This window comes from Streptomyces sp. SUK 48 (assembly GCF_009650765.1).
Taxonomy (GTDB): domain Bacteria; phylum Actinomycetota; class Actinomycetes; order Streptomycetales; family Streptomycetaceae; genus Streptomyces.
In genome coordinates this window covers 1,774,657-1,800,199 of sequence record NZ_CP045740.1, presented here as the reverse complement: position 1 = coordinate 1,800,199, position 25,543 = coordinate 1,774,657, and the positions used below count along the sequence as shown (strand labels likewise).

The window sequence follows — 25,543 nt, the reverse complement described above, 5'->3', positions numbered from 1 at the left end:
CATGACGACGACCGTGGTCGCGAGTGCCGCCAAGGCGCACTCGTCCGTAGTGGAAGCCACCGAGCTCCCGCGCATCATCCGACTCACCGACAACCTCTACGCGGCCGCCTTCAGCCTGATGAAGCTGCTGCCCGCCCGCTACATCATCGACCAGGCCGAGGCCGCCGGGACCCTGCTGCCGGGCACCCCCGTCATCGAGACCTCGTCGGGCACCTTCGCCCTCGGCCTCGCCATGGTGTGCCGGCTGCGCGGCTACCCCCTCACCATCGTCGGCGACGCGGCGATCGACCGGGAGCTGTACACCCGGCTGACGATGCTCGGCGCGACGGTGGAGATCGTCGAGGACACCGGACAGCCCGGCGGCATCCAGGGCGCCCGGCTCGCCCGGGTGGAGGAACTGCGCCTGGAGCGCCCGGACAGCTTCGTACCGGGCCAGTACGACAACCCCGACAACCCGGCCGCGTACGGCTCGGTCGCCGAACTGATCGGCGGCACCCTCGGCCCGGTGGACTGCCTGGTCGGCCCGGTCGGTTCGGGCGGCTCCACGGGCGGTCTCGCGGCGGCGCTGCGGCTGTCCGACCCGGCCCTGCACCTGGTCGGCGTCGACACCCACGGCTCGATCATCTTCGGCACCCCGGACCGCCCCCGGATGCTGCGCGGCCTGGGCAGCAGCATCCACCCCGGCAATGTGCGGCACTCCGCCTACGACGAGGTGCACTGGGTCACCGCGCCCGAGGCGTTCCACGCCACCCATGAACTCTTCCGCACCCACGGCCTGTTCATGGGCCCGACGAGCGGCGCGTCCTTCCAGGTCGCCGCCTGGTGGGCGCGGCAGAACCCGGACAGCACGGTGGTGGCCGTACTGCCGGACGAGGGCTACCGCTACCAGTCGACCGTCTACAACGAGGCATGGCTGCGCGAGCAGGGCATCACCCCGGCCGCCGATCCGGCGGGCCCCGCCCTGGTCGAGCATCCGCTGGACGCGCCGGCGACCTGGTCGCGGCTGCTGTGGGCGCGGCGGCGGTTCGACGATGTGATGGTGCCCGGAGCGGGCGCATGAGCGACCGGCTGCTCCTCCTGATCGAGTCCAACACCACCGGCACAGGGCGCCAGTTCGCACGGCGGGCCGTCGCGGCGGGCATCGAACCGGTGCTGCTCGGCGCCGATCCCGGACGCTATCCGTACGCCGCCGAGGACGGCCTGCGCACGGTGACCGTCGACACCGCCGACCCCGAGGCCCTCTGGTCGGCGGTGCGGGAACTGGCCGCGGACACGGAGATCGCGGGCGTGCTGTCCAGCTCCGAGTACTTCGTGGCCACCGCCGCCGAGCTGGCGGCCCGGCTCGGCCTGCCCGGTCCGTCCGCCGACGCCGTACGGGCCTGCCGCGACAAGACCACCCAGCGCCGCCTCCTCGCCGGGGCCGGGGTGCCGGTGCCCGGGTTCACGGAGGTGGGCGAGGTCGCGGAGGCCGTCGACGCGGCCGCCCGGCTGGGCCTGCCCGTGGTGGTCAAGCCGGTGCAGGGCTCCGGAAGCGTCGGGGTACGGCTGTGCGCGAGCCCCGGCGAGGTCGCCGACCACGCCGGCGCCCTGCTGGCGGCCACCGTCAACGAGCGGGGGCTGGCCGCGCCGACCCGGATTCTGGTCGAGTCGTACCTGACGGGCCGGGAGTTCTCGGTCGAGGTGGTCGGGCACGAGGCCGTGGTGACCGTCGCCAAACACGTCGGTCCGCCCCCGGTGTTCGTCGAGACCGGCCACGACCTGCCCGCCGCCCTGCCGGCGCGGCAGCGGGACGCCCTGACCGGGTGCGCGGTCGCCGCCGTACGGGCCCTCGGGCTCGGCTGGGGCGCGGCGCATGTGGAGCTGCGGCTGGACGACGACGGGCCCCGGGTGATCGAGGTCAACCCGCGGCTGGCCGGCGGGATGATCCCCGAACTGGTGCGCCGCGCCCGGGGGATCGACCTGGTCACCGCGCAGGTGCGGGCGGCGGCCGGGCTGCCGGTGACGCCGGAGGGCGACCGGGACGGCGGGGCGTCGATCCGCTTCCTCACCGTCGACGCGGCGGGCACCCTCGGTCCCGCGGACGCCGTCGAGGCGGCCCTGTCCCGAGCCCGGGAGGTGCCGGGGGTGGTGGACGCCGCGCTGTACCGCGCGCCGGAGGCGCCGGTAGGTCCCGCCGAGGACTTCCGGGGCCGGCTGGGCCATGTGATCACGAACGGTTCCTCCGCGGCCGCCGCGGCGCGGGCGGCCGAGGAGGCGCTGGCCGGACTGGCCACCGCGCTGCGCCCCCCGGCCGCGGACCGGACGGAGCGCACCGACCGCTCGGACCACCGTGACCGCAAGGAGACCGTATGAGCGCCATCGACGCCATCGACGCCCTGGGCGCCATCACCCGCCGAGCCGACACGGCCGTCCGCGACACGGCTGTCCGTGACACGGCTGTCCGTGACACGGCTGTCCGTGACACGGCTGTCCGTGACACGGCTGTCCGTGACACGGCTGTCCGTGACACGGCTGTCCGTGACACGGCCGTCCGCGACACGGCCGTCCGCGACGGGGCTGTCCGCGACGGGGCCGACACCGGCCGGCTGCGGACCACGCTCAACGGCGAGGCGCACCGGATCGTGTATGACCAGTACCTGCCGGACTCCGGCTCCGGCCGGGACGGACTGGTCCAGGAGCTGCGCCTGATCAGCGAGGTGGACCTGGCCCACCTGGTCATGCTGGCCGAGCGCGGCATCGTGGACACCGGCCGGGTCGCGGTCCTGCTGGACACCATCCTGGCCCTGCGTGCCGACGACTTCGCCGACCTGCGCGGCATGCCCATGCCCCGCGGCGTCTACCTGGCCTACGAGGGCAGGCTGGTGGAGCGGCTCGGCGAGCGGATCGGCGGTGTCCTGCACACCGGGCGGTCCCGCAACGACCTCAACGCGACGACCGTACGGCTGAAGACCCGCGGACCGTACGGCGAACTCCTAGCCGAGGTCGCCGAGTTGGCCGACATCCTGCTGGCCGCGGCCGATGTGTACCGCGACGTCACCATGCCCGCGTACACCCACGGCCAGCCCGCCGTGCCGATCACCTACGGGCACTACCTGACCGGCGTGGCCACTTCGGTGCTGCGGAGCCTGGAGGCGCTGCTGGAGGCGGGCCGGGAGATCGACGTCAACCCGCTCGGGGCCGGTGCCGTCGGCGGCACCTCGGTCCGCATCGACCCGCACCGCACGGCCGAACTGCTGGGCTTCACCGGCGCCGCGCTGAACTCGGTCGACGCGGTCGCCTCCCGGGACTTCGTGCTCCGCCTGCTCGCCGCCTGCTCCACCCTCGGGGTGACGATGGCCCGGGTCGCCCGGGATCTGAGCACCTGGACGTCGGAGGAGTCCGGGCTGCTGCGGATGGCCGACGACCTGGTCGGCTCCAGCTCGATGATGCCGCAGAAGCGCAACCCGTTCCTGCTGGAGCACATCCAGGGCCGGTCGAGCGCCGCCCTCGGCAGCTTCGTCGCCGCCTCCACGGCGATGAGCACGGCGGGCTTCACCAACGCCATCGCGGTGGGCACGGAGTCGGTACGCCACCTGTGGCCGGGCCTCGCCGGCACCCTGGACGCGGTCACCCTGCTGCGGCTGGTGGTGGCGGGCGCGGAACCGGAGCGCGAGCGGATGGAGGAGCGGGCCGTCGGGGGCTTCACCACGGCGACCTATCTGGCGGAGTCCCTGGTGCTGGACGGCATGCCGTTCCGCAAGGCCCACCATCTGGTGGGGGAGACCGTGCTGTCGGCCCTGGGACGGGGGGTCTCGCTGACCGAGGCCGGTCGCGGCCGGCCCGAGGTCGACGCTCTCGCACCGGGTGACGGCTCGTCCTGGCTGGACCCCGCGGACGTCGCCGCCGCCTGCTCCTACGGCGGGGGCCCCGGCGCGGCCTCGGCCGAGGTGGCCCTGCGGCGGCTCACCGCGGAACTCGAACGGTTGCAGAGCGAGGCGACGGCCCGCAGGACGCGCTGGACGCGCGCGGCCGACCGGCTCACCGCGACGGTGCGGGGGATGGTCGAGTCGCCGTGAACGAAGAGAGCGAAGAGAGCGAACAGAGCGAAGTGGACGGGGTGGGCGGAGACAGGGAGGGGCGCGGGCCGGGGAGACGGCACGACTTCCGGCTCCTGTGGGGCGGGGAGACCGTCAGCAAATTCGGCAGCAGCATCTCCGGCGTCGCCATGCCCCTGGTGGCCGTGGTGACCCTGCGCGCCGACACGCTGTGGGTGAGCATGCTGGCGGCCGCCGCCTGGCTGCCGTGGCTGCTCTTCGGGCTGTCGGCGGGCGCCTGGGTGGACCGGGTGCGCCGGCGCCCGCTGATGATCGCCTGCAACCTGGTCTCGCTGGTGCTGCTGGCCAGCGTCCCCGTCGCCGCCTGGTGCGGTGTCCTCACCATGGCGCAGCTGCTGGCCGTGGCCCTGCTGACCGGCTGTGCGAGCGTCCTGTTCTCCGTGGCGTACCGCGTCTATCTGCCGACCGTCGTGGCCAAGAAGGACCTGTCCGCGGCCAACGCCAAGCTCCAGGGCAGCGAGTCGGTGGCACAGCTGGGCGGTCTGGGCGCCGGCGGCCTGCTGGCGGGGGCCCTCGGCGCGGTGAACGGACTGCTGGCCGACGGGGCGAGCTTCCTGGTCTCCACCCTGGCCCTGCTCGCCGTCCGCGGCCGCGAACCGCGTGTGGAGAAGCCCCGGGTACGTTCCGGGCTGCGCGCGGAGATCCGGGAGGGCCTGCGCTACACCCTGCGCGACCCCTACCTCCGGGTGCTCACGGTCTACGGTTCGGTCACCAATCTGCTGCTGACCGGATGCCAGGCCATCCTCACCGTCTTCCTGGTGCGTGAACTGGGCGTCGGCGAGGGCGCGGTGGGCTGGCTGCTCGCGGCGGGCGGGGTGGGCGGCTTCCTCGGCGCCCTCGCCGCGAACCCGATGGCCCGGCGCTTCGGCACGGCCCGCGGCATGCTGCTGTGCAAACTCGTCACCGCCCCCCTCGGGCTGCTGATCCCGCTGGCGGGCGCGGGCGCGCGGGCCGTGCTCCTGGCGCTTGGCCTCGCGGGCCTGTCGGTGGGCGTGGTCTGCGGCAGCGTCATCCAGGGCGCGTTCCGGCAGACGTACTGCCCGCCCGAACTCCTCGGCCGGATCACGGCGAGCTACTCCGTCGCCAACTACGGATCGGTGCCGGTCGGCGCGCTGCTCGGCGGAGCGCTCGGTACGGCCATCGGGCTGCGGCCGACGCTGTGGCTGCTGACCTCGGGCCTCGCCGTCAGCAGCCTGCTGCTGCTGGCGAAGCCCCTTGCCGGCCGCCGCGACCTGCCCACCACCCCAGCGCCCGACCCCACCGACGCCCCGGAGACACCGGCACCGCCGGTGCATACGGCCACAGCCTCGGCCCCGACCACAGCCCCGGCCCCGGCACCCGCGATGTGACGCCCCCCCCCGCCCCGCATGAACATGTCCGACACCCCCTCCACGGCCGGGAGCAGTCCAGTGGAATCCATTCCGCAGCCCCTACGGCGCGGCCTCCCGTCGGCGGGCTCCCCCGAGCTGTGGCTGCTCCGGCTGTCCGACACCCCGGAGGCCGCCCTGGACGCCGCCGCGCTGGACGCGTCCGAACGCGAGCGGGCCGCGTCCTTCGCCAGGCCCGCCGACCGCGCCCGCTTCACGGCGGCGCACGGCACGCTGCGCGCGGTACTGGGGTCCTACCTGGGGGTGGCGCCGGCGGACATCCGCTACGCCCGCGAGACCTGCCCCTGCTGCGGCGGACCCCATGGCCGCCCCGCCCTCCTCGGCTTCCCCGGCGACCTCCACTTCTCGCTCTCCCACCGCGGCGACCTGGTGCTGATCGGTGTCGCGGGAGAGCCGGTCGGGGTGGACGTGGAGCTGGTCCCCGGCATCGAGGGGAGCGGCGAGCTGGCCCTGATGCTGCACCCCGACGAGCAGCGGGAGGCGCGGGCCCTGGACCCGGCCCGGCGCGCGCGGGCCGTCGCCCGGCTGTGGACGCGGAAGGAGGCGTACCTGAAGGGCCTCGGCACCGGCCTCGGCCGCGACCCCGCCACGGACTACATCGGCCTGGGCACCCCGGACGGCCCGCGGCCCAGGGTCGACTGGCACTTCCGGGACGTCCCGGTGGACCGCGGCTACGTCGCCTCGGTGGCGACGCGCGGCCCGATGACCGCCACCGCCGTCCGCCCGAACCGCGTCACCGGCCGCTTCCCCTCACCCCGGCGGATGACCCTGGCGGATCACCCCGGCGCAGCACCCTCGGTCTATGCTCACCACGTGGCACGCAGGGCGGACGAGGCTGGTGACGTAGGGACATGCTGAGAGAGGTCACCGCGACCCGTTATGTCGAGCCCCTGCGCTCGGGCGGCTCGGTCCCCGGGATCGTCGAGGCCGACGACCTGGGCACGTACGTCGTCAAGTTCACCGGTTCGGCACAGGGGCACAAGGCGCTGGTCGCGGAGGTGATCGTCGGCGAGCTGGCCCGCGCGCTCGGGCTGCGCTTCCCCGAGCTGGTCCTCGTGCACTTCGACCCGGCCGTCGCCGACGCGGAGCCGCACCAGGAGGTGCGCGACCTGCACAGCGCCAGCGCGGGGGTGAACCTCGGCATGGACTATCTGCCGGGCGCCCACGACCTCACCCCGGAGCTGGCCCGCGACTTCCCCGTGGACCCGCTGGAGGCCGGCCGCGTGGTGTGGCTGGACGCGCTGACCGTCAACGTCGACCGCACCGTGCACAGCTCCAACCTGATGGTGTGGCCCACCCTCGGCACCGCCCCGCCCCGGCTGTGGCTCATCGACCACGGCGCCGCCCTCGTCTTCCACCACCGCTGGGACACCACGGCCCCGGGCAAGCGGTACGACTTCCGCCACCACGCCCTCGGCCCGTACGGCCCCGACGTCCGCGCCGCCGACGCCGCCCTCGCCCCGCGCGTCACGGAAGAGCTGCTGCGCGCGATCGTCGCCGAGGTGCCGGACGCCTGGCTGGCCGAGGACGCCGGGTTCGCCACCCCCGACGACGTACGGGACGCCTACGTCGGCCATCTGCTGGCCCGGGCGCGGCGGTCCGCCGAGTGGCTGCCCACCGAGTTCCCGAGCCGCGAACAGGTCGCCGCCGAGGACGCCGCCCGCGCCGCCCGTACCCAGGCGGGCCGCCCGGACTGGCTGAAGCAGGTCCCCGATCTGCACGGCAAGCCGGCCGTGGAGCACGACGGCGCGGTCCACCTGCGCTGACGGGCCCGGAAAACGCGAGGGGTGGCCCAGGGCCGGAACCCTGAGCCACCCGGGACCCCTTGGGGCTCAGCCCCGGAGCTGCTCGTACGCCGGCAGCGTCAGGAAGTCGGCGTAGTCCTCGTCCAGGGACACCCGCAGCAGCAGATCGTGCGCCTCCTGCCAGTGCCCGGCGGCGAACGCCTCCTCGCCCATCTCCCCCCGGATGGAGTCGAGTTCCTCCGCGGCGACCTTGCGGGCCAGCTCCGGCGTCGCCTTCTCGCCGTTCTCGAACTCGACGCCCGCGTTGATCCACTGCCAGATCTGGGAGCGGGAGATCTCCGCGGTGGCCGCGTCCTCCATCAGGTTGAAGATGGCGACCGCGCCGAGTCCGCGCAGCCACGCCTCGATGTAACGGATGCCCACCTGTACGGCGTTGACCAGACCCGGGTACGTCGGCTTCGCCTCCAGCGAGTCCACGGCGATCAGGTCGGCGGCGGACACGTGCACGTCCTCGCGCAGCCGGTCCTTCTGGTTCGGCTTGTCGCCGAGGACCCGGTCGAAGGACTCCATGGCGATCGGCACCAGGTCGGGGTGGGCGACCCAGGAACCGTCGAAACCGTCGTTCGCCTCGCGGTCCTTGTCGGCGCGGACCTTCTCGAAGGCCACCTTGTTGACCTCCGCGTCCCGGCGGGAGGGGATGAAGGCCGCCATGCCGCCGATCGCGTGCGCGCCGCGCTTGTGGCAGGTGCGCACCAGGAGTTCGGTGTAGGCGCGCATGAACGGGGCGGTCATCGTCACCGCGTTGCGGTCCGGCAGCACGAACTTGGGTCCGCCGTCACGGAAGTTCTTGACGATGGAGAACAGGTAGTCCCAGCGTCCCGCGTTCAACCCCGAGGCGTGGTCGCGCAGTTCGTAGAGGATCTCCTCCATCTCGTACGCCGCCGTGATGGTCTCGATCAGCACGGTGGCGCGGATGGTGCCCTGCGGGACGCCCACGTAGTCCTGCGCGAACACGAACACGTCGTTCCACAGGCGTGCTTCGAGGTGCGACTCGGTCTTCGGCAGGTAGAAGTACGGGCCCTTGCCGAGGTCCAGCAGCCGCTGGGCGTTGTGGAAGAAGTACAGGCCGAAGTCCACGAGCGCGCCCGGCACCTGGCTGCCGTCCTCGGCCACGAGGTGGCGCTCGGTCAGGTGCCAGCCGCGCGGGCGCATGACGACGGTCGCCAGCTCCTCGTCGGGCCGCAGCGCGTACGACTTGCCGGACCTCGGGTCGGTGAAGTCGATGTCCCGGGTGTAGGCGGCGATCAGATTGAGCTGGCCGAGGACGACGTTCTCCCAGGTGGGCGCGGAGGCGTCCTCGAAGTCGGCGAGCCAGACCCGGGCGCCCGAGTTGAGCGCGTTGATGGTCATCTTGCGGTCGGTGGGCCCGGTGATCTCGACGCGCCGGTCGTTCAGCGCGGCCGGAGCCGGGGCGACCCGCCAGGAGTCGTCCGCGCGGATCGCGGCGGTCTCGGGCAGGAAGTCGAGCGTGGAGGTGCGGGCGATCTCGGCGCGGCGCTCGGCCCGGCGGGCCAGGAGTTCGTCACGGCGCGGGGTGAACCGCCGGTGCAGCTCCGCCACGAAGGCGAGCGCCGCGTCCGTGAGGACCTCTTCCTGCCGGGGCAGGGGCTCGGCGTCGACGATGGCCAGCGGGGACGGCGCTGGTGTGGACATGAGCTGTCACTTCCTTCAGCGGTGGCACCACGTGCCAAGCGGCACGAAAGGGATGAATCGCGTCCGCTGTGCGGTCGGACGCTTCTGATCAGTGGATACTAGTTTCCTCATTGTGGAACTTCAATGGTGTGTTGATGTCGAGATTCTCCGAGTCGAGGCATGCTGACGCCGGGTGCCACCGAACCCGGCCGGCGACACCCGCCCCGTTCATCCGAGGTGCCTCAGGTCGGCTCATTCGAGGTGGCTCAGGTCGGCCTCGGTGTCGATGTCGTACGGCCGCGCCACATCCGCGCACTCCACCAGCCGGACGGCCCCCGCGTGGGCCTTCAGATAGGCGCGGGCGCCCCGGTCCCCGGTGGCGGCCTCCGCGATCCCCGCCCAGTGGGCCGACCCGAACAGCACGGGATGCCCGCGCGTCCCGTCGTACGCGGCGGAGACCAGCGCGTTCTCGCCGTCGTACGCCCCAAGGACCCGCGCCACCGCCTCGGCTCCGATGCCCGGCTGGTCGACCAGCAGGACCAGGGCCGCCCGTGCGTCGGTCCGGGCGAGCGCGGCGAGTCCCGCGCGCAGCGAGGAGCCCATGCCCTCGGCCCAGCGCGGGTTGTCGACCAGGACGCAGCCGGCCAGGTCCGCCCGCTCGCGCACCTCCTCGGCGCGCGCGCCCAGCACGACATGGATGCGCCCCGCCCCGGCCGCCCGGAGCACCCCGACCGCGTGCTCGACCAGGGGCCGCCCCCGGTGTTCCAGCAGCGCCTTGGGCCGTCCGCCGAGCCGTCTGCCGCCCCCGGCGGCCAGCACGAGCCCGGCGACCCGGGCGGTGGGGTCCTCGATGTCACTCATGGCTCCTGCATACCCGACGGCGGCCCGGCTTTCAGGATTCCGGGGGCTGAATTTCGGCATGCCCCATGGCGCTCGCCGGGCCGGGTGGCGTTTACTGACCCGCGCACGACGGCGTGGCTGCCTGGGGAGGGCTGCTTTGCGGAGCTTGGGGCACAGGCCGGTGACCGGCGGTGAAGAGGACCCGAGGGTGACGGAGCTGCGTACGGCGGTGGCCCGCTTACGCCGTGAACTGGCCGCCCTGCGCACGGACTTCCCGGACCGGGCGACAGCGGAGGAGGAGCTGGCGGCGCTCGCCGCCATGACCTCCGGCGGCTTCCCGGAGATACCCCGGCTGCGCGGCTCCCTGCTGCTGCTCGCGGGCGCCATCGGCTCGATGAGCGCCCTGTCCGGGGGCCTGCGGGAGGTCAGGGCGGCGGTGGATCTGTTCGGGGAACCCGCCCGGCGGAGCCGGGAGCCGCTGCCCCGCCCGGATCAGCCCTCCGACGCGAACAGCCCCCGCTCCTGAGCCTGTTCGCGGATACGGCCGTACAGCGCGGTCAGCGTCTCGCTCACCCCCACGCGGGGCAGCTGGAGCCGGTCCAGCGCCTCGGGGCCGGCCGGTACGTCCTGCCAGCCCTGGCCGGTGAGCAGCCGCATCAGGGCCGGATTCAGCCGGTCCACCCCGCGCACCAGCCGCGCCTCGGCGGTGGCGCCCGCCTCGTACTCGTGCCACAGGTCCAGGAACTCCCCGGCGAGCGGACCGGGCAGCGCGCCGAACCGCCGCCGGGCGACGGCCTCCTCCGCCCGCGCCTTCCCCGCCCGGTCGCCGGGAGCCCAGGCGGAGGGATCACCGGTGTCGATCTCCACCAGGTCGTGCATCAGGCACATCTTGATCATCCGGGTGAGGTCCAGCGACCGGCCGCTCTCCCGCTCGAACTCGCCGTGCAGCAGCCAGCAGACCAGCGCCAGGTGCCAGGAGTGCTCGGCGACGCTCTCCCGGCGGTCCGGGGTGGCGTTATTGTGCCGCTCGACCTCGCGGAGCCGCGCGGTGTGGGCGATGGCGTCGAACAGCTCGCGCAAGCTACGCGCCGGAGCTCGCCAGCGACCGGGACAGCTCGACCGCGACCTGCTGGAGCACCGGCACGATCTTGTCCGTCGCGTCCTCGGTCACCCGGCCCGCCGGGCCCGAGATGGAGATCGCCGCGGCCGTGGGGGAGTCCGGTACGCACACGGCGAGGCAGCGCACCCCGATCTCCTGCTCGTTGTCGTCCACGGCGAACCCCTGCTGCCGCACCTCCGCCAGCGCCGCGAGGAACCCCTCCGGCGTGGTGATGGTCCGGTCCGTCGCCGCGGGCATCCCGGTACGGCCGAGCAGCGCCCGCACCTCGTCGTCCGGCACCGCCGACAGCAGTGCCTTGCCCACGCCCGTGGAGTGCGGCAGCACCCGCCGGCCGACCTCGGTGAACATCCGCATCGAGTGCTTGGAGGGCACCTGTGCCACGTACACGATCTCGTCGCCGTCCAGCAGCGCCATGTTCGCGGTCTCGCCGGTCTCCTCCACGAGCCGCGCGAGGTACGGCCGCGCCCAGGTGCCGAGCAGCCGGGACGCCGACTCGCCGAGCCGGATCAGCCGGGGGCCGAGGGCGTAGCGCCGGTTGGGCTGCTGGCGCACATAGCCGCAGGCGACCAGGGTGCGCATCAGCCGGTGGATGGTGGGCAGCGGCAGCCCGCTGGTCGCGGACAGTTCGCTCAGGCCGACCTCGCCGCCCGCGTCCGCCATCCGTTCCAGCAGGTCGAAGGCGCGCTCAAGGGACTGGACCCCGCCACCGCCGGGGGCCTTGGCGGATTCGGGGGTGCTGGCGCTCGACGTCGGCACGGCACGTTCCTTTCGGGACGAACGGAGGGCAGCAGCCTACCCGGCAGACGGTTGACTCCCCGCTTGTGCGGAGCTACATTCTGCTTGCTGGAATTCTAATTCCGCTTTGTGGAAACGTCCAGGGTGCCCCTCCTTCCGCCGCCGCCAGGCGGACGCCCCTTGACGACGCCGAACCGGGAGTGAAGACTCCTTCAACAGAACGTTGAAATCCGTTTCGTGGCTGTATATCCCGTTTCCCCGGGTGCGAAGACCCGGGCGTCCGACAGCGGTACAGATCCGACGGCGGGACAGAAAGGGGTCCGGGTGTCCGACGCTGAACTGGTGCTGCGCTCGACGCGGGTCATCACCCCGGAGGGGACACGGGCCGCCACGGTCACCGTGTCCGCCGGGACCATCACGGCCGTCCTGCCGTACGACACCGAGGTCCCGGCCGGCGCGCGCCTGGTGGACGTCGGCGAGGACGCGCTGCTGCCCGGCCTGGTCGACACCCATGTGCACGTCAACGATCCGGGCCGCACCGAGTGGGAGGGCTTCTGGACCGCCACCCGCGCCGCGGCCGCCGGCGGCATCACCACCCTCGTCGACATGCCGCTCAACTCCCTGCCGCCGACCACCACCGTCGAGCATCTGCGGATCAAACGGGACGTGGCCCGGGACAAGGCGCACATCGACGTCGGCTTCTGGGGCGGCGCCCTGCCCGACAACGTCAAGGACCTGCGCCCGCTGCACGACGCCGGGGTCTTCGGCTTCAAGGCGTTCCTCTCCCCGTCCGGCGTGGACGAGTTCCCGCACCTCGACCAGGAGCAACTCGCCCGCTCCCTCGCGGAGATCGCCGGATTCGGCGGCCTGCTGATCGTGCACGCCGAGGACCCGCACCACCTCGCCGCCGCCCGCAGCACGGCGGCCCCCGCTACGCCGACTTCCTCGCCTCCCGCCCGCGCGACGCCGAGGACACCGCCATCGCCGCGCTGATCGCCCACGCCCGCCGCCTGGACGCCCGGGTGCACGTCCTGCACCTGTCCTCCAGCGACGCGCTGCCGCTGATCCGCGCCGCCCGCGCCGAGGGCGTCCGGATCACCGTGGAGACCTGCCCGCACTACCTCACCCTCACCGCCGAGGAAGTCCCCGACGGCGCCAGCGAGTTCAAGTGCTGCCCGCCGATCCGCGAGGCCGCCAACCAGGACCTGCTGTGGGCGGCGCTCGCCGACGGCACCATCGACTGCGTCGTCACCGACCACTCGCCCTCCACGGCCGACCTGAAGACCGGCGACTTCGCCACCGCCTGGGGCGGCATCTCCGGCCTCCAGCTCAGCCTCTCCGCCGTGTGGACCGAGGCCCGCAGGCGCGGCCACACCCTGGAGGACGTGGTGCGCTGGATGTCCGCGCGCACCGCCGCCCTGGTCGGACTCGACAGCCGCAAGGGCGCCATCGCCCCCGGCCGCGACGCCGACTTCGCGGTCCTCGCCCCCGAGGAGACCTTCACCGTCGACCCGGCCGGCCTCCAGCACCGCAACCGGGTCACCGCGTACGCGGGCCGCACCCTGCACGGCGTCGTCAGGTCCACCTGGCTGCGCGGCGAACGCATCGTCGCCGACGGCGAGTTCACCCCGCCGAAGGGCACGCTGCTCGACCGCCCCTGAGCCGCGCCCCGCCCCGGGGCGCCCCCCGCAGACCCATCCGGCCGACTCCCGAGAGGAAGCACTGATCACCGTGACGGCGACATCAGGTTTTACCGGCGACGCGAACCCCTACGGAGGCGGTGACCCGTACGCGGACTACCGCACCGCCGACTTCCCCTTCACCCAGTACGCCAACCTCGCCGACCGCCGCCTCGGCGCCGGTGTCGTCGCCGCCAACGACGAGTTCTTCGCCCAGCGCGAGAACCTGCTGGTGCCCGAGCGCGCCGAGTTCGACCCCGAGCACTTCGGGCACAAGGGCAAGATCATGGACGGCTGGGAGACCCGCCGCCGGCGCGGTGCCTCCACCGAGGACCCCTGGCCCACCGCCGAGGACCACGACTGGGCCCTGATCCGCCTCGGCGCCCCCGGGGTGATCCGCGGCATCGTCGTGGACACCGCCCACTTCCGCGGCAACTACCCGCAGGCCGTCTCCGTCGAGGCCGCCTCCGTCCCCGGCTCGCCCGCGCCCGCCCAGCTGCTCGGCGACGACGTGAAGTGGACGGCCCTCGTCCCGCGCACCCCCGTCGGCGGCCACGCCGCGAACGGCTTCCCCGTCTCCGTGGAGCAGCGCTTCACCCACCTGCGCGTCAACCAGCACCCCGACGGCGGCATCGCCCGGCTGCGCGTGTACGGCGAAGTCGCCCCGGACCCGGCCTGGTTGGCGGCCCTCGGCACCTTCGACGTGGTCGCCCTGGAGAACGGCGGCAGCGTCGAGGACGCCTCCGACCGCTTCTACTCCCCGGCCACCAACACCATCCAGCCCGGCCGTTCCCGCAAGATGGACGACGGCTGGGAGACCCGGCGCCGCCGCGACCGGGGCCACGACTGGATCCGCTACCGGCTCGGCACCCAGTCCCGCATCGGCGCCGTCGAGATCGACACCGCCTACCTCAAGGGCAACAGCGCCGGCTGGGCATCGGTCTCCGTGCGCGACGGCGAGGACGGCGAGTGGCGCGAGATCCTGCCCCGCACCCGCCTCCAGCCCGACACCAACCACCGGTTCGTCCTGCCGGAGGCGGCCGTCGGCACCCACGCGCGCGTCGACATCTACCCCGACGGCGGCATCTCCCGGCTGCGCCTGTACGGCTCCCCGACCGAGACCGGGGCGGCCCGGCTGGCCGCGCGCCACCAGGAACTGGGCGGCTGACCCACCGTCACACGGATCGAGGGGCGGGCACCGCGGGGAGGCGGGCGCCCGCCCCTCGTGCTGTCCGCGGTGGGTGCGGCCCGTACAGCGAAGCAGCAGGTGGCGGGGGGTGAACAGGGCCGAACGGCCCCATCGGCAGGGCCGGACGGCATCGGGCCCGCGGTGCAATACTGGCTCGTCTTCCGGCCGGACCTCCGGCGCCGTGGGGCACGGGTCCACCGCCACCGTCTTCTTCCGGCGGCTAACTCGCCCACGGCGCACGGGAGTCACGCTGCGCCCCGACCCGGCGCACCGCGCGGTCCACGCGAAGACGGCGCCGAGAGAGCGCGCCGACCACCACCGGGTACGGGGCCGGGCACGGGCGGGCGGCGCGCGAGGAACCGCAGGGAGAGAGCCAGTCCGTGAACACCACCCGAAGCGACGGCCACGACGAGTACCACGCGCTCCTCGCCCGGCGGGACGCGATGCGCCTGCGCCAGCAGCTCCTGTCCCCGTCCGCCCGCCCGGACGCGGGGACACCGCGCGCCGGTGCGCGAGCGGCCCCCGGGCAGCCGTACGACGGCGCCGCCGACCAGCGGATCATCACCCGCCAGCTGCCGCTGGTCACCCCCTTCGGCAAGCTCATCGGGCACCTCTACGACGCCATGTTCGAGCGCCACCCCTATCTGCGCTCGCTCTTCCCCGACTCCATGGAGTTCCAGCGGGTCCACCTGGAACGCGCCTTCTGGTATCTGATCGAACACCTGGACCGGCCGCGGGAGGTGACCGACTTCTGCGCCCGGCTCGGCCGCGACCACCGCAAACTCGGCGTCCGGCCGGTGCACTTCGAGGTGTTCGAGCAGGCGCTCGCCGAGGCCCTGCGGCGCGGCGCGGGCGCGCACTGGAGCGAGGAGTTGGAGGGGGCGTGGCTGCGCATGGTGCGCTTCGCCGTCACGGCCATGGTGGACGGCGCGGCCGGCGCGCTGGGCGAACCGCCGTACTGGAACGGCACGGTCACCGCCCACGAGCTGCGCGGCCCCGACCTCGCGGTGCTCCGGGTGCGCCCCGCGGAACCGTTTCCCTACCAGGCCGGGCAGTACACCCGCATCCAGACCCCGCTGCTGCCGCTGACCTGGCGGCCGTACTCGATCGCCTGCGCGCCCCGCCCGGACGGCGAACTGGAGTTCCACGTCCGCCGCACCGCCCCCGGCGGCGTCAGCGACGCGCTGGTCACCCGGACCCGGGCCGGCGACCAGCTCCGGCTCGGCCCCGCCCAGGGTTCCATGGTCCTCGACGACGACCCCGCGCGGGACGTCCTGATCGTGGCCGGCGGCACCGGCTGGGCCACCGCCCGCGCCCTGCTCGAAGAGCTGTCCCGGCGCCCGCTGCACCGCACCACCCACCTGTTCGTCGGCGCGCGCACCCTGGACGACCTGTACGACACCGCCGCCCTCGCCCGCCTGGAGAAGAACTGCTCCTGGCTGCGGGTCGTGCCGGTGCTCGGCGAGGGGTCCGGCGCCGCCGAGAGCGGCTCGGTGGCCGACGCGGTGACCCGGCGCGGCGACTGGTCCGGACACACCGCCTACGTCAGCGGCCCGCCCCTGATGGTCACCAGCGCGGTGTACGGCCTGACCGCACTGGCCCTGCCCCCGGACCGCGTCCATCACGACCCGGTCGACGGCACCCTGCCCCCGGCCACGCGGCCCTCCCGGCCGGGGTCACCGGTGGCGATCATCGGGGGGTGAGCCGCGCCACGCGCGGGTGCGCACCGGAACTTCTCCCCCCTCCCGGCGCGTTCTTCCCGGCGTGACCCTTCAGCAAGAGATCGTCGGCAACGCCATGCAGATGGCGGTCGTCAACCTGGACCCCGGCCAGACCGTGTACTGCGAGGCCGGGAAGTTCCTGTTCAAGACCACGAACGTGACCATGGAGACCCGGCTGTCCGGTCCCTCCGGGAGCGGCGGGCAGCAGGGCGGCGGGAGCGGCGGCATGGGCGGCCTGCTGCGCCAGGCCATGGGCACCGCCATGCAGGTGGGCCAGCGGATGCTCGCGGGCGAGTCGCTGGCCTTCCAGTACTTCACCGCGCAGGGCGGTCAGGGCACGGTCGGCTTCGCGGGCGTGCTCCCGGGCGAGATGCGCGCGCTGGAACTCGACGGCCACCGCGCCTGGTTCGCCGAGAAGGACGCCTTCGTGGCCGCCGAGTCCTCGGTGGAGTTCGGCATCGCCTTCGCGGGCGGCCGCACCGGCATGAGCGGCGGCGAGGGCTTCGTCCTGGAGAAGTTCACCGGTCACGGCACCGTGATCATCGCGGGCGCGGGCAACTTCATCGACCTCGACCCGGCGGACTTCGGCGGCCGGATCGAGGTGGACACCGGCTGCGTGGTCGCCTTCGAGGAGGGCGTCCGGTACGGCGTCCAGCGCGTGGGCGGCCTCAACCGGCAGGGCGTCATGAACGCCGTCTTCGGCGGCGAGGGCCTCTCCCTGGCCACCCTGGAGGGCAACGGCCGCGTCATCCTCCAGTCCCTGACCATCGAGAGCCTGGCCAACGCCCTGAAGAAGGCGCAGGGCGGCGACAAGCAGGGTCCGACGGGCGGCCTGTTCTCCACGCACGCGGGGTGAGCCCGGGACCCCCGGGTGCGCGGGGACGTCACAGAGCGCGTCGCCAGGTCTGGCCGACGAGGTCGTGGCCGAAGCTGTGATGGGCCTGCGCCTCGGCCAGTTCGAAGCCGTGTGCCTCGTAGACGCGGCGGGCCGTCCTCAGTACGTCATTGGTCCACAGCGTGATCGCCGCGCACCCGGCCTCGCGCGCGAAGCGCAGGCATTCCCCGACCAGGCGGGTGCCGAGGCCGAGCCCGCGCGCGGCGGGGTCCACCAGCAGCAGGCGCAGCTTGGCGGTGCCCTCGTCGTCCCCGGGCGCGCAGAAGACGCAGCCGGCCCGCACCCCGTCGACCTCGGCGATCCAGGCCGCCCGCGGACCGGGACCGTCCGCGCGGGTGTGGTCGGCGACGATCCGGGCGACGAGCGCCTCGAAGTCCGCGTCCCAGCCGAACTCCCGGGCGTAGAGCTCGCCGTGCGCCATCACGACCCAGCCCAGGTCCCCGGGCCGGCCGAGCGGGCGGACGACCACCTCGTGTTCCGTCGCCATCAGGACCACCCACCTCTCACTGAAACGACTGTTTCAGTACACTAACCCGGGTGGCCCGATCCGAAGCAACCCCCTCTCCGCGACGGCAGGAACTGCTGGAGGCGGCATACGCCCACGCGCTGCGCGCCGGCCTGGCCGGTCTGTCCCTGCGCCCGCTCGCCGAGGAGATCGACTCCTCCCCGCGAGTGCTGCTCTACCTGTTCGGCAGCAAGGACGGCCTGGTCCGGGCCCTGCTGGCGCGGGCCAGGGCCGATGAGCTGGCCGCCCTGCGCCGGCTCGCCGCCGCCCGCGACCCGGCGCGGGGGCTGGCGCCGGTCGCCCGGGAGCTGTGGCGGTGGCTGTCCGAGGACGCCCATCGCGGTCTGCTGACGCTCTGGGTCGAGAGCTACGCCCGCTCCCTCGTGGGGCCCGACGGCCCGTGGGCCGGGTTCGCGAACGACACGGTCGAGGACTGGCTCGCCCTGCTCGCCGCCGCCCAGCACCCGGGGGAGCGCGACAGCGAAGCGGGCCTGGCCCGGCGCACGTTCGTGCTCGCCGCCCTCAGGGGCGCCCTGCTGGACCTCCTCGCCACCGGCGACCTGGCCCGGACGACCGCGGCGGTGCACGTCCTGCTGGCCGCGGTGGAGTGACCCCGGCGCGACCGGTTCGCGCCGGGCGTCCGGTGGCCGCCGCGTGACCTTCCTGTGGGTGTTCTGCGGAGGAAGGTGAACTGGTTGAAAAACACGGTTACCTGCGGGGGAATTCCACGCTGTTGTCGTTGACATGTCCTTGTCTACGCGCGTCATCATGACGTCATGCGTATCCCCCCACGTGCCGCCCGTATCGGCGCCGCAGCAGCAGTCCTGTCCGCACTCCTCGCCGGCGGCACCGTCTCCGCCACCGCGGCGAACGCCGCCCCCGTCTCCGTCGCCACGGCGAAGGCGTCCGTCGTCTCCGCCGACTCCGTCGGCAGCATCTGCCAGAGCGCCCTGCCCTCGCAGGCCGACGACACCCTCGACCTCATCGCCCAGGGCGGCCCCTACCCCTACTCGCAGGACGGGACGGTCTTCTCCAACCGCGAGGGCGTGCTCCCCAGCCAGTCCTCGGGCTACTACCACGAGTACACCGTGGTGACCCCCGGTGCCCCCACCCGCGGCACCCGCCGCATCATCACCGGCGAGGGCAGCCAGGAGGACTACTACACCTCCGACCACTACGAGACCTTCGACCTGATCGACTTCGGCTGCTGAACCACTCTGTACCACCCCTGATCCACCCCTGATCCACCGCTGATCCATCGTTGATCCGCACCGAGCCCCGCCCCGCGGCCCCACCCCACGTGACGGCCGCGGGGCGAGCCGTTACCGGCGCCCGCACATCGCTTTCGGCCATCTCCCGCTTTCCGCACGGCATTTCCGCGGGTCCGGGCACCAAGCCGCCGCCGTGTGCGTTCTCCGGACACCGGGATACGCCCGGTCGGCCTCGGGGGAGCCCGGAAGGGACGTCATGGATCGTCGACAGGCAGTGGATCTGGGGGAGTTCGGGGACGCGTTCCGCCGCGACCCCCATCCGGTGTACGCCCTGCTGCGCGAGCGGGGCCCGGTGCACCGGGTCCGGATACCCCACGCGGACGAGGACTACGAGACCTGGCTCGTCGTGGGGTACGAGGAGGCGCGCGCCGCCCTCGCCGACCCCCGGCTCTCCAAGGACGGCACGAAGATCGGCGTGACCTTCCTCGACCAGGACCTGATCGGCAGGGATCTGCTGGGCACCGACCCGCCCCAGCACACCCGGCTGCGCGGCCTCGTCACCCGGGCCTTCACCATGCGCCGGGTCGAGCAACTGCGCCCACGCGTCCAGCGGATCACCGATGAACTGCTGGACGAGATGCTCTCGCCGGGCAGCGCCGGCCGCGCCGACCTGATCGCGGCCCTCGCCTACCCGCTGCCCCTGACCGTCATCTGCGAACTGCTCGGCGTCCCCGAGATGGACCGCACCGAGTTCCGCAAGATCTCCACCCAGGTGGTCGCCCCGACCGACCCGGGATCCGAGCGCGAGGCGATGAGCCGGCTCGGCGAGTACCTCACCGAACTGATCGAGGACAAGCGCCGCTCCGGGGTCACCGGCGACCTCCTCGGCGACCTGGTCCGCACCACCGCCGAGGACGGCGACCGGCTCTCGTCCGAGGAACTGCGCGGCATGGCCTTCCTGCTGCTCATCGCGGGCCACGAGACCACGGTCAACCTCATCGGCAACGGCGTCCTCGCCCTGCTCACCCACCCCGACCAACTCGCCGCCCTGCGCGCCGACATGAGCCTGATCGACGGGGTGGTCGAGGAGACGCTGCGCTGGGAGGGCCCGGTGGAGAACGCCACGTTCCGGTACGCGGCCGAACCGCTGGAGCTCGGGGGCGTCCGCATCGAGAAGGGCGAACACGTGATGGTCGGCCTCACCGCCGCCCAGCGCGACGGCGCCCGCTTCCCCGCGCCCGAGCGCTTCGACATCCGCCGCGACACCCGTGGCCATCTCGCCTTCGGCCACGGCCTCCACTACTGCCTGGGCGCACCCCTGGCCCGCCTGGAGGGCCGCGTCGCCCTCTCCACCCTGCTGGAACGCACCCCCGGCCTCGCCCTGGACGGCCCGCACGACGAGTGGCTGCCGGGCATGCTGATGCGCGGCCTGCGGACCCTGCCGGTGCGCTGGTAGAGCTGGTCGAGGGGGAGCGCCGGGCGGGTGGTCGTACGGCTCACGCGTGACGGTCGTACGACACCCCGCGCGTGACCGTCGTACGACCACCCCGTGACCGCTTCCGCACGGCGACCACTCCGCGACCGCTCCCGTACGGCCGCTCAGCCGCCCGCGGACCCCGGCGCCGTCGGGATCTCCGCCATCGCCACCGCCCGCCGCTCCCGCCGCGAGACCTCGCACGCCTCGGCGATCCGCAGCGCCTGGAGGGCCTCGTGGCCGTCGCAGGGGTTGGCGCGTTCGCCGTGCAGCACCTCCACGAAGGCGCACAGCTCGGCCTCGTACGCGGGCGCGAACCGTTCCAGGAAACCGGTCCAGGGCTTGTCCGCGGGCGGTGGCCCGGTCGGTTCGGTGGAGGCCAGCGGGGTGCGGTCGTCCAGGCCGACCACCACCGTGTCGCGCTCCCCGGCCAGCTCCATGCGGACGTCGTAGCCCGCGCCGTTCGTGCGGGTCGCGGTCGCGGTGGCCAGGGTGCCCTCGGCCAGGGTGAGCAGCGCCGCGCCCGTACAGGCGTCACCGGCCTCGCGGAACATCACGGGGCCCGCGTCCGAGCCGGCCGCGTAGACGTCGCTCACCTCCTGGCCCGTCACCCAGCGCAGCATGTCGAAGTCATGGATGAGGGTGTCCCGGAACAGCCCGCCGGACAGCGCCAGCCAGTCGGCGGGGGGAGGGGACGGGTCGCAGGTCAGGGCCCGTACGGTGTGCAGCCGGCCGAGCCGCCCGGCGCGCACCGCCTCGCGCGCTCCGGCGTACCCCGCGTCGAAGCGGCGCTGGAAGCCCATCTGGAGCACCGTGCCGGCCGCCGCCACCTCGGCCAGCGCCTGGAGCGTGCCGGGCAGGTCCAGGGCGATCGGTTTCTCGCAGAAGACCGGCAGCCCCGAGCGCGCCGCCCGGCCGATCAGCTCGGCGTGGGCCGCGGTCGCCGTGCTGATCACCACCGCGTCCACGCCCCACCGGAAGATCTCGTCCACCCCCGGCGCCGCCGTCTCGCCGATCCGGTGCGCGAGCCGCTGCGCCCGCACCGGATCGGCGTCCGTCAGGATCAGCGAACCGACCTCGCGGTGCCGGCTGAGCGTGTTCGCGTGAAGGGTGCCGATGCGGCCCGTACCGATGACCCCGATGCGCATGGAAACAAAGTGACGGCGCGGCCCGGCCCCTGTCAATGTGTATGTCAGGACAATCAGACTTCACGACTTCCCGTCAACTGCCCACCCGACTACGCTCGGCCCGTGCCCAAACCAGATGTGGACCCGACCGTCGCGCTCGAACTCCGCGTGGACCGCGGTTCGCCGGTGCCGCTGTACTTCCAGCTGTCCCAGCAGCTGGAGGCCGCGATCGAGCACGGAAGCCTGACCCCCGGGAGCCTGCTGGGCAACGAGATCGAGCTGGCCGCGCGGCTCGGCCTGTCCCGGCCCACCGTCCGCCAGGCCATTCAGTCGCTGGTCGACAAGGGGCTGCTGGTGCGCCGCCGGGGCGTCGGCACCCAGGTCGTGCACAGCAGGGTCAGGCGCCCGCTGGAGCTGAGCAGCCTCTACGACGATCTGGCGGCGGCGGGCCGGCGGCCCACGACGAAGGTCCTGGTCAACACGGTCGTCCCGGCCTCCGACGAGATCGCGGCCGCGCTCGGGGTCACCGAGGGCACCGACGTCCACCGCGTCGAGCGGCTCCGGCTCGAGCACGGCGAGCCGATGGCGTACCTGATCAACCATCTGCCGCCCGGACTGCTCGACCTGGACACCGCCCGGCTGGAGGCGACCGGCCTGTACCGGATGCTGCGCGCCGCCGGGATCACCCTGCACAGCGCCCGCCAGTCGATCGGCGCCCGCGGCGCCGGCGCCACCGAGGCCGAGCGGCTCGGCGAGGCCGCCGGCGCCCCGCTGCTCACCATGTGCCGCACCACCTACGACGACACCGGCCGCGCGGTCGAGTACGGCGACCACGCCTACCGGCCGAGCCGCTACGCCTTCGAGTTCCAGCTGCTCGTACGGCCCTGAAAGGCACCGGCCGGCCGTCGCGTTCCCCGCCGCGCCGTCCGGTTCTCCGCCGCCTCGTCCGGCCGGCGTTCGTCGCATTGTCAGGACAAGGTGACCGGAATCTCCTCCCCGGCCGTCCGCCCGCCCACCCCGGTGACCGATACTGAAGTGTTTGGGGCCGGTGCGGTCGCCGCCGGGACACACCGACGGTGAGGTCGCCCGCCCCATCCGCACGTCGGAGCAAGGACAGCTGAGAGTCAGCTGGAGACAGCGAGAAGGGCACGGCCTCGTGGCACGGTTTCGGACCTGGGCAGTCATGGCGCTCGCAGGGGCACTCTCGGTGTGCCTCGCGGGCTGCAGCAGCACCGGCGGGAAGCGGGCCGAGGACGCCCGCAAGGCCGCCGTCGCCCAGGGCAGGTCGGGGGTGAACACCCCCCGCTGGACCTTCGCGATGATCACACACTCGGGAGACGGCGACACCTTCTGGGACATCGTGCAGAGCGGCGCCAAGCAGGCCGCCGTCAAGGACAACATCAACTTCCTGTACTCGCACGACGACGACGCCCAGCAGCAGGCCCAGCTGGTGGACGCGGCGGTCGACAAGAAGGTCGACGGGATCATCGTCACCCTGGCGAAGCCGGACGCCATGAAGGCCGCCGTCCAGCGCGCCGAGAAGGCCGGCATCCCGGTGATCACCGTCAACTCCGGCTCGGAGGAGTCCAAGGCGTTCGGCGCGCTCACCCACATCGGCCAGGACGAGACCATCGCCGGTGAGGCCGTCGGCGACGAGCTGAACAAGCGCGGGAAGAAGAAGGCCCTGTGCGTGCTGCACGAGCAGGGCAACGTGGGCCACGAGCAGCGCTGCGACGGCGTCGCCAAGACCTTCAAGGGCAAGCTCCAGAAGCTCTACGTCAACGGCACGAACATGCCCGACGTGCAGTCCGCCATCGAGGCCAAGCTCCAGGCCGACAAGTCCCTGGACAGCGTCGTCACCCTCGGCGCGCCCTACGCCGACACCGCCGTGAAGGCGAAGAACGACGCGGGCAGCAAGGCCGAGGTGGACACCTTCGACCTCAACGCGCAGGTCGCGGCCTCGCTCAAGAACGGCACCCTGGGCTTCGCGGTCGACCAGCAGCCGTACCTCCAGGGATACGAGGCGGTCGACCTGCTGTGGGCCTACAAGTACAACGGTGACGTCCTCGGCGGCGGCAAGCCGGTGCTGACCGGCCCGCAGATCATCACCAAGGACCAGGCGGCCACGCTGGCGGCGTACACCGAGCGGGGCACCCGATGACCGCCGAGCGGACCACCGGGCAGAACGCGGTCGAACAGAAGGTCGGGGAACCGGTGGCCGACGAGCGGCTCCTGCGGACCTCCCCGCTGAAGAAGCTCCTCGCCCGCCCCGAGCTGGGCTCGGTCGTCGGCGCCCTCGCCGTCTTCGTCTTCTTCGCCTTCATCGCCGACGGCTTCCTGCGCGCCCCCAGCCTCAGCACCGTCCTGTACGCCTCCTCGACCATCGGGATCATGGCCGTGCCGGTCGCGCTGCTGATGATCGGCGGCGAGTTCGATCTGTCGGCCGGCGTCCTCGTGACGTCCTCGGCGCTGATCTCCTCGATGTTCAGCTACCAGATGACGGCGAACACCTGGGTCGGCGTCGGCGTGTCCCTGCTGGTCAGCCTCGCCATCGGCGCCTTCAACGGCTTCATGCTCACCCGCACCAGACTGCCCAGCTTCATCATCACGCTGGGCACCTTCCTGATGCTGTGCGGCATGAACCTCGGCTTCACCAAGCTGATCGACGGCACGGTCTCCACCAAGACCATCGCCGACATGCAGGGCTTCTCCAGCGCCCACGCCGTCTTCGCCTCCACGGTCACCGTCGGCGGCGTCGACTTCAAGATCACCATCCTGTGGTGGCTCGCCCTGGTCGCCCTCGGCTCCTGGATCCTGCTGCGCACCCGCGTCGGCAACTGGATCTTCGCGGTCGGCGGCAACGAGGACGCGGCCCGCGCGGTCGGCGTGCCGGTGGCGAAGACGAAGATCGGCCTCTACATGGGCGTCGCGTTCGGCGCCTGGATCTCCGGCCAGCACCTGCTGTTCTCCTTCGACGCCGTCCAGTCCGGCGAGGGCGTCGGCAACGAGCTGATCTACATCATCGCGGCCGTCATCGGCGGCTGCCTGATCACCGGCGGCTACGGCAGCGCGGTCGGCTCCGCGGTGGGCGCCCTGATCTTCGGCATGACCAGCAAGGGCATCGTCTTCGCCGAGTGGAACCCCGACTGGTTCAAGTTCTTCCTCGGAGCGATGCTGCTCCTCGCGACCCTGCTCAACGCCTGGGTCCGCAAGCGCGCGGAGGCGACGACATGACGGACGACATGACGGACGGCGTGACGGCCGGGACGACGGACGGGACCACGGACGGGACCACTTCGGCGGCGACCGCGACGACGGCTGCGCCCGCCCTGGTCGAGCTGTCCGGCGTCGGCAAGCACTACGGCAACGTGCGCGCCCTGGACGGCGTGTCCCTCCAGGTGCACGCGGGCGAAATCACCTGTGTCCTCGGCGACAACGGCGCGGGCAAGTCCACCCTGATCAAGATGATCGCCGGACTGCACCAGCACGACGGCGGCACCCTGCGCGTCGACGGCGAGGAGACCCGCCTCGCCTCCCCGCGCGACGCCCTGGACCGGGGCATCGCCACGGTCTACCAGGACCTGGCCGTCGTGCCCCTGATGCCGGTCTGGCGCAACTTCTTCCTCGGCTCCGAGCCCCGCAAGGGCACCGGCCCCTTCAAGCGCCTCGACACCGCCCTGATGCGCCGCACCACCCGCGAGGCGCTGCTGCGCATGGGCATCGACCTGCGGGACGTCGACCAGCCCATCGGCACCCTCTCCGGCGGCGAACGCCAGTGCGTGGCCATCGCCCGCGCCGTCCACTTCGGCGCCAAGGTCCTCGTCCTCGACGAGCCCACCGCGGCCCTGGGCGTCAAGCAGTCCGGCGTGGTCCTCAAGTACGTCGCCGCGGCCCGCGACGAGGGCCTGGGCGTCGTCCTGATCACCCACAACCCGCACCACGCGTACCTGGTGGGCGACCGGTTCGTGCTGCTGCGCCGCGGCACGATGGTGGGCAATCACACACGGGACGAGATCACCCTGGACGAGCTGACCGCGCAGATGGCCGGCGGCTCCGACCTGGACGTCCTGCGCCACGAACTCCAGCGCGACTGAGGGCGGCGAGGGGCGCCGCGGTCAACCGGGACAC

The 25,543-nt window shown here is 73.1% G+C and carries 23 protein-coding genes and 1 pseudogene; 18 read left to right on the top strand and 6 right to left on the bottom strand.

The window, feature by feature from the left end; genetic code table 11:
* Position 1 precedes the first annotated feature (1 nt).
* The 6 genes from GHR20_RS07615 to GHR20_RS07590 are packed head-to-tail and all read left to right on the top strand — an operon-like array spanning position 2 to position 7,248.
* Positions 2–1,060 (top strand): PLP-dependent cysteine synthase family protein, encoded by a 1,059-nt coding sequence (locus tag GHR20_RS07615; RefSeq protein WP_111581169.1) that lies wholly within the window; start codon positions 2–4, stop codon positions 1,058–1,060.
* Complete coding sequence (locus GHR20_RS07610; RefSeq protein ID WP_153812721.1) at positions 1,057–2,352, top strand: ATP-grasp domain-containing protein; 1,296 nt, start codon at positions 1,057–1,059, stop codon at positions 2,350–2,352. Before GHR20_RS07615 ends, GHR20_RS07610 begins: the two co-directional genes overlap by 4 nt.
* The gene (argH, locus tag GHR20_RS07605; protein ID WP_153812720.1) at positions 2,349–4,055 is read left to right on the top strand and encodes an argininosuccinate lyase; all 1,707 of its coding nucleotides are present in this window, start codon (positions 2,349–2,351) and stop codon (positions 4,053–4,055) included. The genes GHR20_RS07610 and argH overlap by 4 nt, the downstream gene beginning before the upstream one ends.
* The gene (locus GHR20_RS07600; protein WP_243877970.1) at positions 4,052–5,443 is read left to right on the top strand and encodes an MFS transporter; all 1,392 of its coding nucleotides are present in this window, start codon (positions 4,052–4,054) and stop codon (positions 5,441–5,443) included. The genes argH and GHR20_RS07600 overlap by 4 nt, the downstream gene beginning before the upstream one ends.
* A 60-nt stretch (positions 5,444–5,503) precedes the next feature.
* Entirely contained in the window at positions 5,504–6,340 is an 837-nt protein-coding gene (locus GHR20_RS07595; protein WP_243877969.1) for a 4'-phosphopantetheinyl transferase superfamily protein, read from the top strand.
* Positions 6,334–7,248: a HipA family kinase gene (locus GHR20_RS07590; RefSeq protein ID WP_153812719.1), complete on the top strand. Its 915-nt coding sequence runs from the start codon at positions 6,334–6,336 to the stop codon at positions 7,246–7,248. The genes GHR20_RS07595 and GHR20_RS07590 overlap by 7 nt, the downstream gene beginning before the upstream one ends.
* A gap of 66 nt (positions 7,249–7,314) precedes the next feature.
* On the opposite strand, the gene aceB is transcribed toward GHR20_RS07590, so the two are convergent.
* Complete coding sequence (gene aceB / locus GHR20_RS07585) at positions 7,315–8,940, bottom strand: malate synthase A (RefSeq protein WP_153812718.1); 1,626 nt, start codon at positions 8,938–8,940, stop codon at positions 7,315–7,317.
* 231 nt (positions 8,941–9,171) lie between these two features.
* Positions 9,172–9,780 (bottom strand): nucleotidyltransferase family protein, encoded by a 609-nt coding sequence (locus GHR20_RS07580; protein ID WP_153812717.1) that lies wholly within the window; start codon positions 9,778–9,780, stop codon positions 9,172–9,174.
* Positions 9,781–9,838: 58 nt separating this feature from the next.
* On the opposite strand from GHR20_RS07580, the gene GHR20_RS07575 reads away from it, so the two are divergent.
* Positions 9,839–10,285: a DUF5955 family protein gene (locus GHR20_RS07575; protein ID WP_220093214.1), complete on the top strand. Its 447-nt coding sequence runs from the start codon at positions 9,839–9,841 to the stop codon at positions 10,283–10,285.
* On the opposite strand, the gene GHR20_RS07570 is transcribed toward GHR20_RS07575, so the two are convergent.
* Together GHR20_RS07570 and GHR20_RS07565 are read right to left on the bottom strand one after the other, a co-directional pair.
* Positions 10,252–10,839: an HD domain-containing protein gene (locus GHR20_RS07570; protein ID WP_148023142.1), complete on the bottom strand. Its 588-nt coding sequence runs from the start codon at positions 10,837–10,839 to the stop codon at positions 10,252–10,254. The two genes, GHR20_RS07575 and GHR20_RS07570, sit on opposite strands and share 34 nt — an antisense overlap.
* A 1-nt stretch (position 10,840) precedes the next feature.
* Complete coding sequence (locus tag GHR20_RS07565; RefSeq protein ID WP_111581178.1) at positions 10,841–11,635, bottom strand: IclR family transcriptional regulator; 795 nt, start codon at positions 11,633–11,635, stop codon at positions 10,841–10,843.
* A gap of 303 nt (positions 11,636–11,938) precedes the next feature.
* Here GHR20_RS07565 and allB point away from each other — a divergent pair.
* The 4 genes and pseudogenes from allB to GHR20_RS07545 all read left to right on the top strand — a co-directional run bounded on the left by allB (position 11,939) and on the right by GHR20_RS07545 (position 17,059).
* A pseudogene (allB, locus tag GHR20_RS07560) lies at positions 11,939–13,275 on the top strand (allantoinase AllB).
* A 70-nt stretch (positions 13,276–13,345) separates the two neighbouring features.
* Positions 13,346–14,461, top strand: a complete 1,116-nt coding sequence (alc, locus tag GHR20_RS07555) for an allantoicase (RefSeq protein ID WP_153812716.1) — start codon at positions 13,346–13,348, stop codon at positions 14,459–14,461.
* A 401-nt stretch (positions 14,462–14,862) separates the two neighbouring features.
* Positions 14,863–16,185 carry a globin domain-containing protein gene (locus tag GHR20_RS07550; RefSeq protein WP_243877968.1) on the top strand — a complete coding sequence of 441 codons (1,323 nt, stop codon included), beginning with the start codon at positions 14,863–14,865 and terminating at the stop codon, positions 16,183–16,185.
* 61 nt (positions 16,186–16,246) lie between these two features.
* A complete protein-coding gene (locus tag GHR20_RS07545) occupies positions 16,247–17,059 on the top strand; it encodes an AIM24 family protein (RefSeq protein ID WP_148023145.1) in 813 nt (270 codons plus the stop codon).
* A 28-nt stretch (positions 17,060–17,087) separates the two neighbouring features.
* Here GHR20_RS07545 and GHR20_RS07540 read toward each other — a convergent pair whose 3' ends face one another.
* The gene (locus GHR20_RS07540; protein ID WP_148023146.1) at positions 17,088–17,585 is read right to left on the bottom strand and encodes a GNAT family N-acetyltransferase; all 498 of its coding nucleotides are present in this window, start codon (positions 17,583–17,585) and stop codon (positions 17,088–17,090) included.
* 50 nt (positions 17,586–17,635) lie between these two features.
* On the opposite strand from GHR20_RS07540, the gene GHR20_RS07535 reads away from it, so the two are divergent.
* The 3 genes from GHR20_RS07535 (at position 17,636) to GHR20_RS07525 (ending at position 20,270) form a co-directional block, all read left to right on the top strand.
* Positions 17,636–18,214: a TetR family transcriptional regulator gene (locus tag GHR20_RS07535; RefSeq protein WP_153812715.1), complete on the top strand. Its 579-nt coding sequence runs from the start codon at positions 17,636–17,638 to the stop codon at positions 18,212–18,214.
* Between the two features lie 165 nt (positions 18,215–18,379).
* Positions 18,380–18,814: a ribonuclease gene (locus GHR20_RS07530; protein WP_148023148.1), complete on the top strand. Its 435-nt coding sequence runs from the start codon at positions 18,380–18,382 to the stop codon at positions 18,812–18,814.
* A 256-nt stretch (positions 18,815–19,070) separates the two neighbouring features.
* Positions 19,071–20,270 (top strand): cytochrome P450, encoded by a 1,200-nt coding sequence (locus GHR20_RS07525; protein ID WP_153812714.1) that lies wholly within the window; start codon positions 19,071–19,073, stop codon positions 20,268–20,270.
* A 143-nt stretch (positions 20,271–20,413) separates the two neighbouring features.
* Here GHR20_RS07525 and GHR20_RS07520 read toward each other — a convergent pair whose 3' ends face one another.
* Positions 20,414–21,436 (bottom strand): Gfo/Idh/MocA family oxidoreductase, encoded by a 1,023-nt coding sequence (locus GHR20_RS07520; RefSeq protein ID WP_153812713.1) that lies wholly within the window; start codon positions 21,434–21,436, stop codon positions 20,414–20,416.
* 117 nt (positions 21,437–21,553) lie between these two features.
* Between GHR20_RS07520 and GHR20_RS07515 the strand changes: the two genes are divergently transcribed.
* From GHR20_RS07515 to GHR20_RS07500, 4 genes are all read left to right on the top strand, one after another.
* Complete coding sequence (locus tag GHR20_RS07515) at positions 21,554–22,303, top strand: GntR family transcriptional regulator (RefSeq protein ID WP_153815884.1); 750 nt, start codon at positions 21,554–21,556, stop codon at positions 22,301–22,303.
* Between the two features lie 268 nt (positions 22,304–22,571).
* Positions 22,572–23,576, top strand: coding sequence for a sugar ABC transporter substrate-binding protein (locus GHR20_RS07510; RefSeq protein ID WP_111581187.1), 1,005 nt, complete (start codon positions 22,572–22,574; stop codon positions 23,574–23,576).
* The gene (locus GHR20_RS07505; protein ID WP_153812712.1) at positions 23,573–24,649 is read left to right on the top strand and encodes an ABC transporter permease; all 1,077 of its coding nucleotides are present in this window, start codon (positions 23,573–23,575) and stop codon (positions 24,647–24,649) included. The genes GHR20_RS07510 and GHR20_RS07505 overlap by 4 nt, the downstream gene beginning before the upstream one ends.
* On the top strand, positions 24,646–25,509 hold the full coding sequence (locus GHR20_RS07500) for an ATP-binding cassette domain-containing protein (RefSeq protein ID WP_243877967.1): 864 nt from the start codon (positions 24,646–24,648) through the stop codon (positions 25,507–25,509). Before GHR20_RS07505 ends, GHR20_RS07500 begins: the two co-directional genes overlap by 4 nt.
* Positions 25,510–25,543 lie beyond the last annotated feature (34 nt).

Excerpts from the sequence above, each read along its gene's own strand:
- GHR20_RS07615 (WP_111581169.1), top strand. The coding sequence starts at position 2 with ATGACGACGACCGTGGTCGCGAGTGCCGCCAAGGCGCACTCGTCCGTA.
- GHR20_RS07610 (WP_153812721.1), top strand. The coding sequence starts at position 1,057 with ATGAGCGACCGGCTGCTCCTCCTGATCGAGTCCAACACCACCGGCACA.
- argH (WP_153812720.1), top strand. The coding sequence starts at position 2,349 with ATGAGCGCCATCGACGCCATCGACGCCCTGGGCGCCATCACCCGCCGA.
- GHR20_RS07590 (WP_153812719.1), top strand. The coding sequence starts at position 6,334 with ATGCTGAGAGAGGTCACCGCGACCCGTTATGTCGAGCCCCTGCGCTCG.
- aceB (WP_153812718.1), bottom strand. The coding sequence starts at position 8,940 with ATGTCCACACCAGCGCCGTCCCCGCTGGCCATCGTCGACGCCGAGCCC.
- GHR20_RS07580 (WP_153812717.1), bottom strand. The coding sequence starts at position 9,780 with ATGAGTGACATCGAGGACCCCACCGCCCGGGTCGCCGGGCTCGTGCTG.
- GHR20_RS07575 (WP_220093214.1), top strand. The coding sequence starts at position 9,839 with ATGCCCCATGGCGCTCGCCGGGCCGGGTGGCGTTTACTGACCCGCGCA.
- GHR20_RS07540 (WP_148023146.1), bottom strand. The coding sequence starts at position 17,585 with ATGGCGACGGAACACGAGGTGGTCGTCCGCCCGCTCGGCCGGCCCGGG.
- GHR20_RS07530 (WP_148023148.1), top strand. The coding sequence starts at position 18,380 with ATGCGTATCCCCCCACGTGCCGCCCGTATCGGCGCCGCAGCAGCAGTC.
- GHR20_RS07525 (WP_153812714.1), top strand. The coding sequence starts at position 19,071 with ATGGATCGTCGACAGGCAGTGGATCTGGGGGAGTTCGGGGACGCGTTC.
- GHR20_RS07520 (WP_153812713.1), bottom strand. The coding sequence starts at position 21,436 with ATGCGCATCGGGGTCATCGGTACGGGCCGCATCGGCACCCTTCACGCG.
- GHR20_RS07505 (WP_153812712.1), top strand. The coding sequence starts at position 23,573 with ATGACCGCCGAGCGGACCACCGGGCAGAACGCGGTCGAACAGAAGGTC.
- GHR20_RS07500 (WP_243877967.1), top strand. The coding sequence starts at position 24,646 with ATGACGGACGACATGACGGACGGCGTGACGGCCGGGACGACGGACGGG.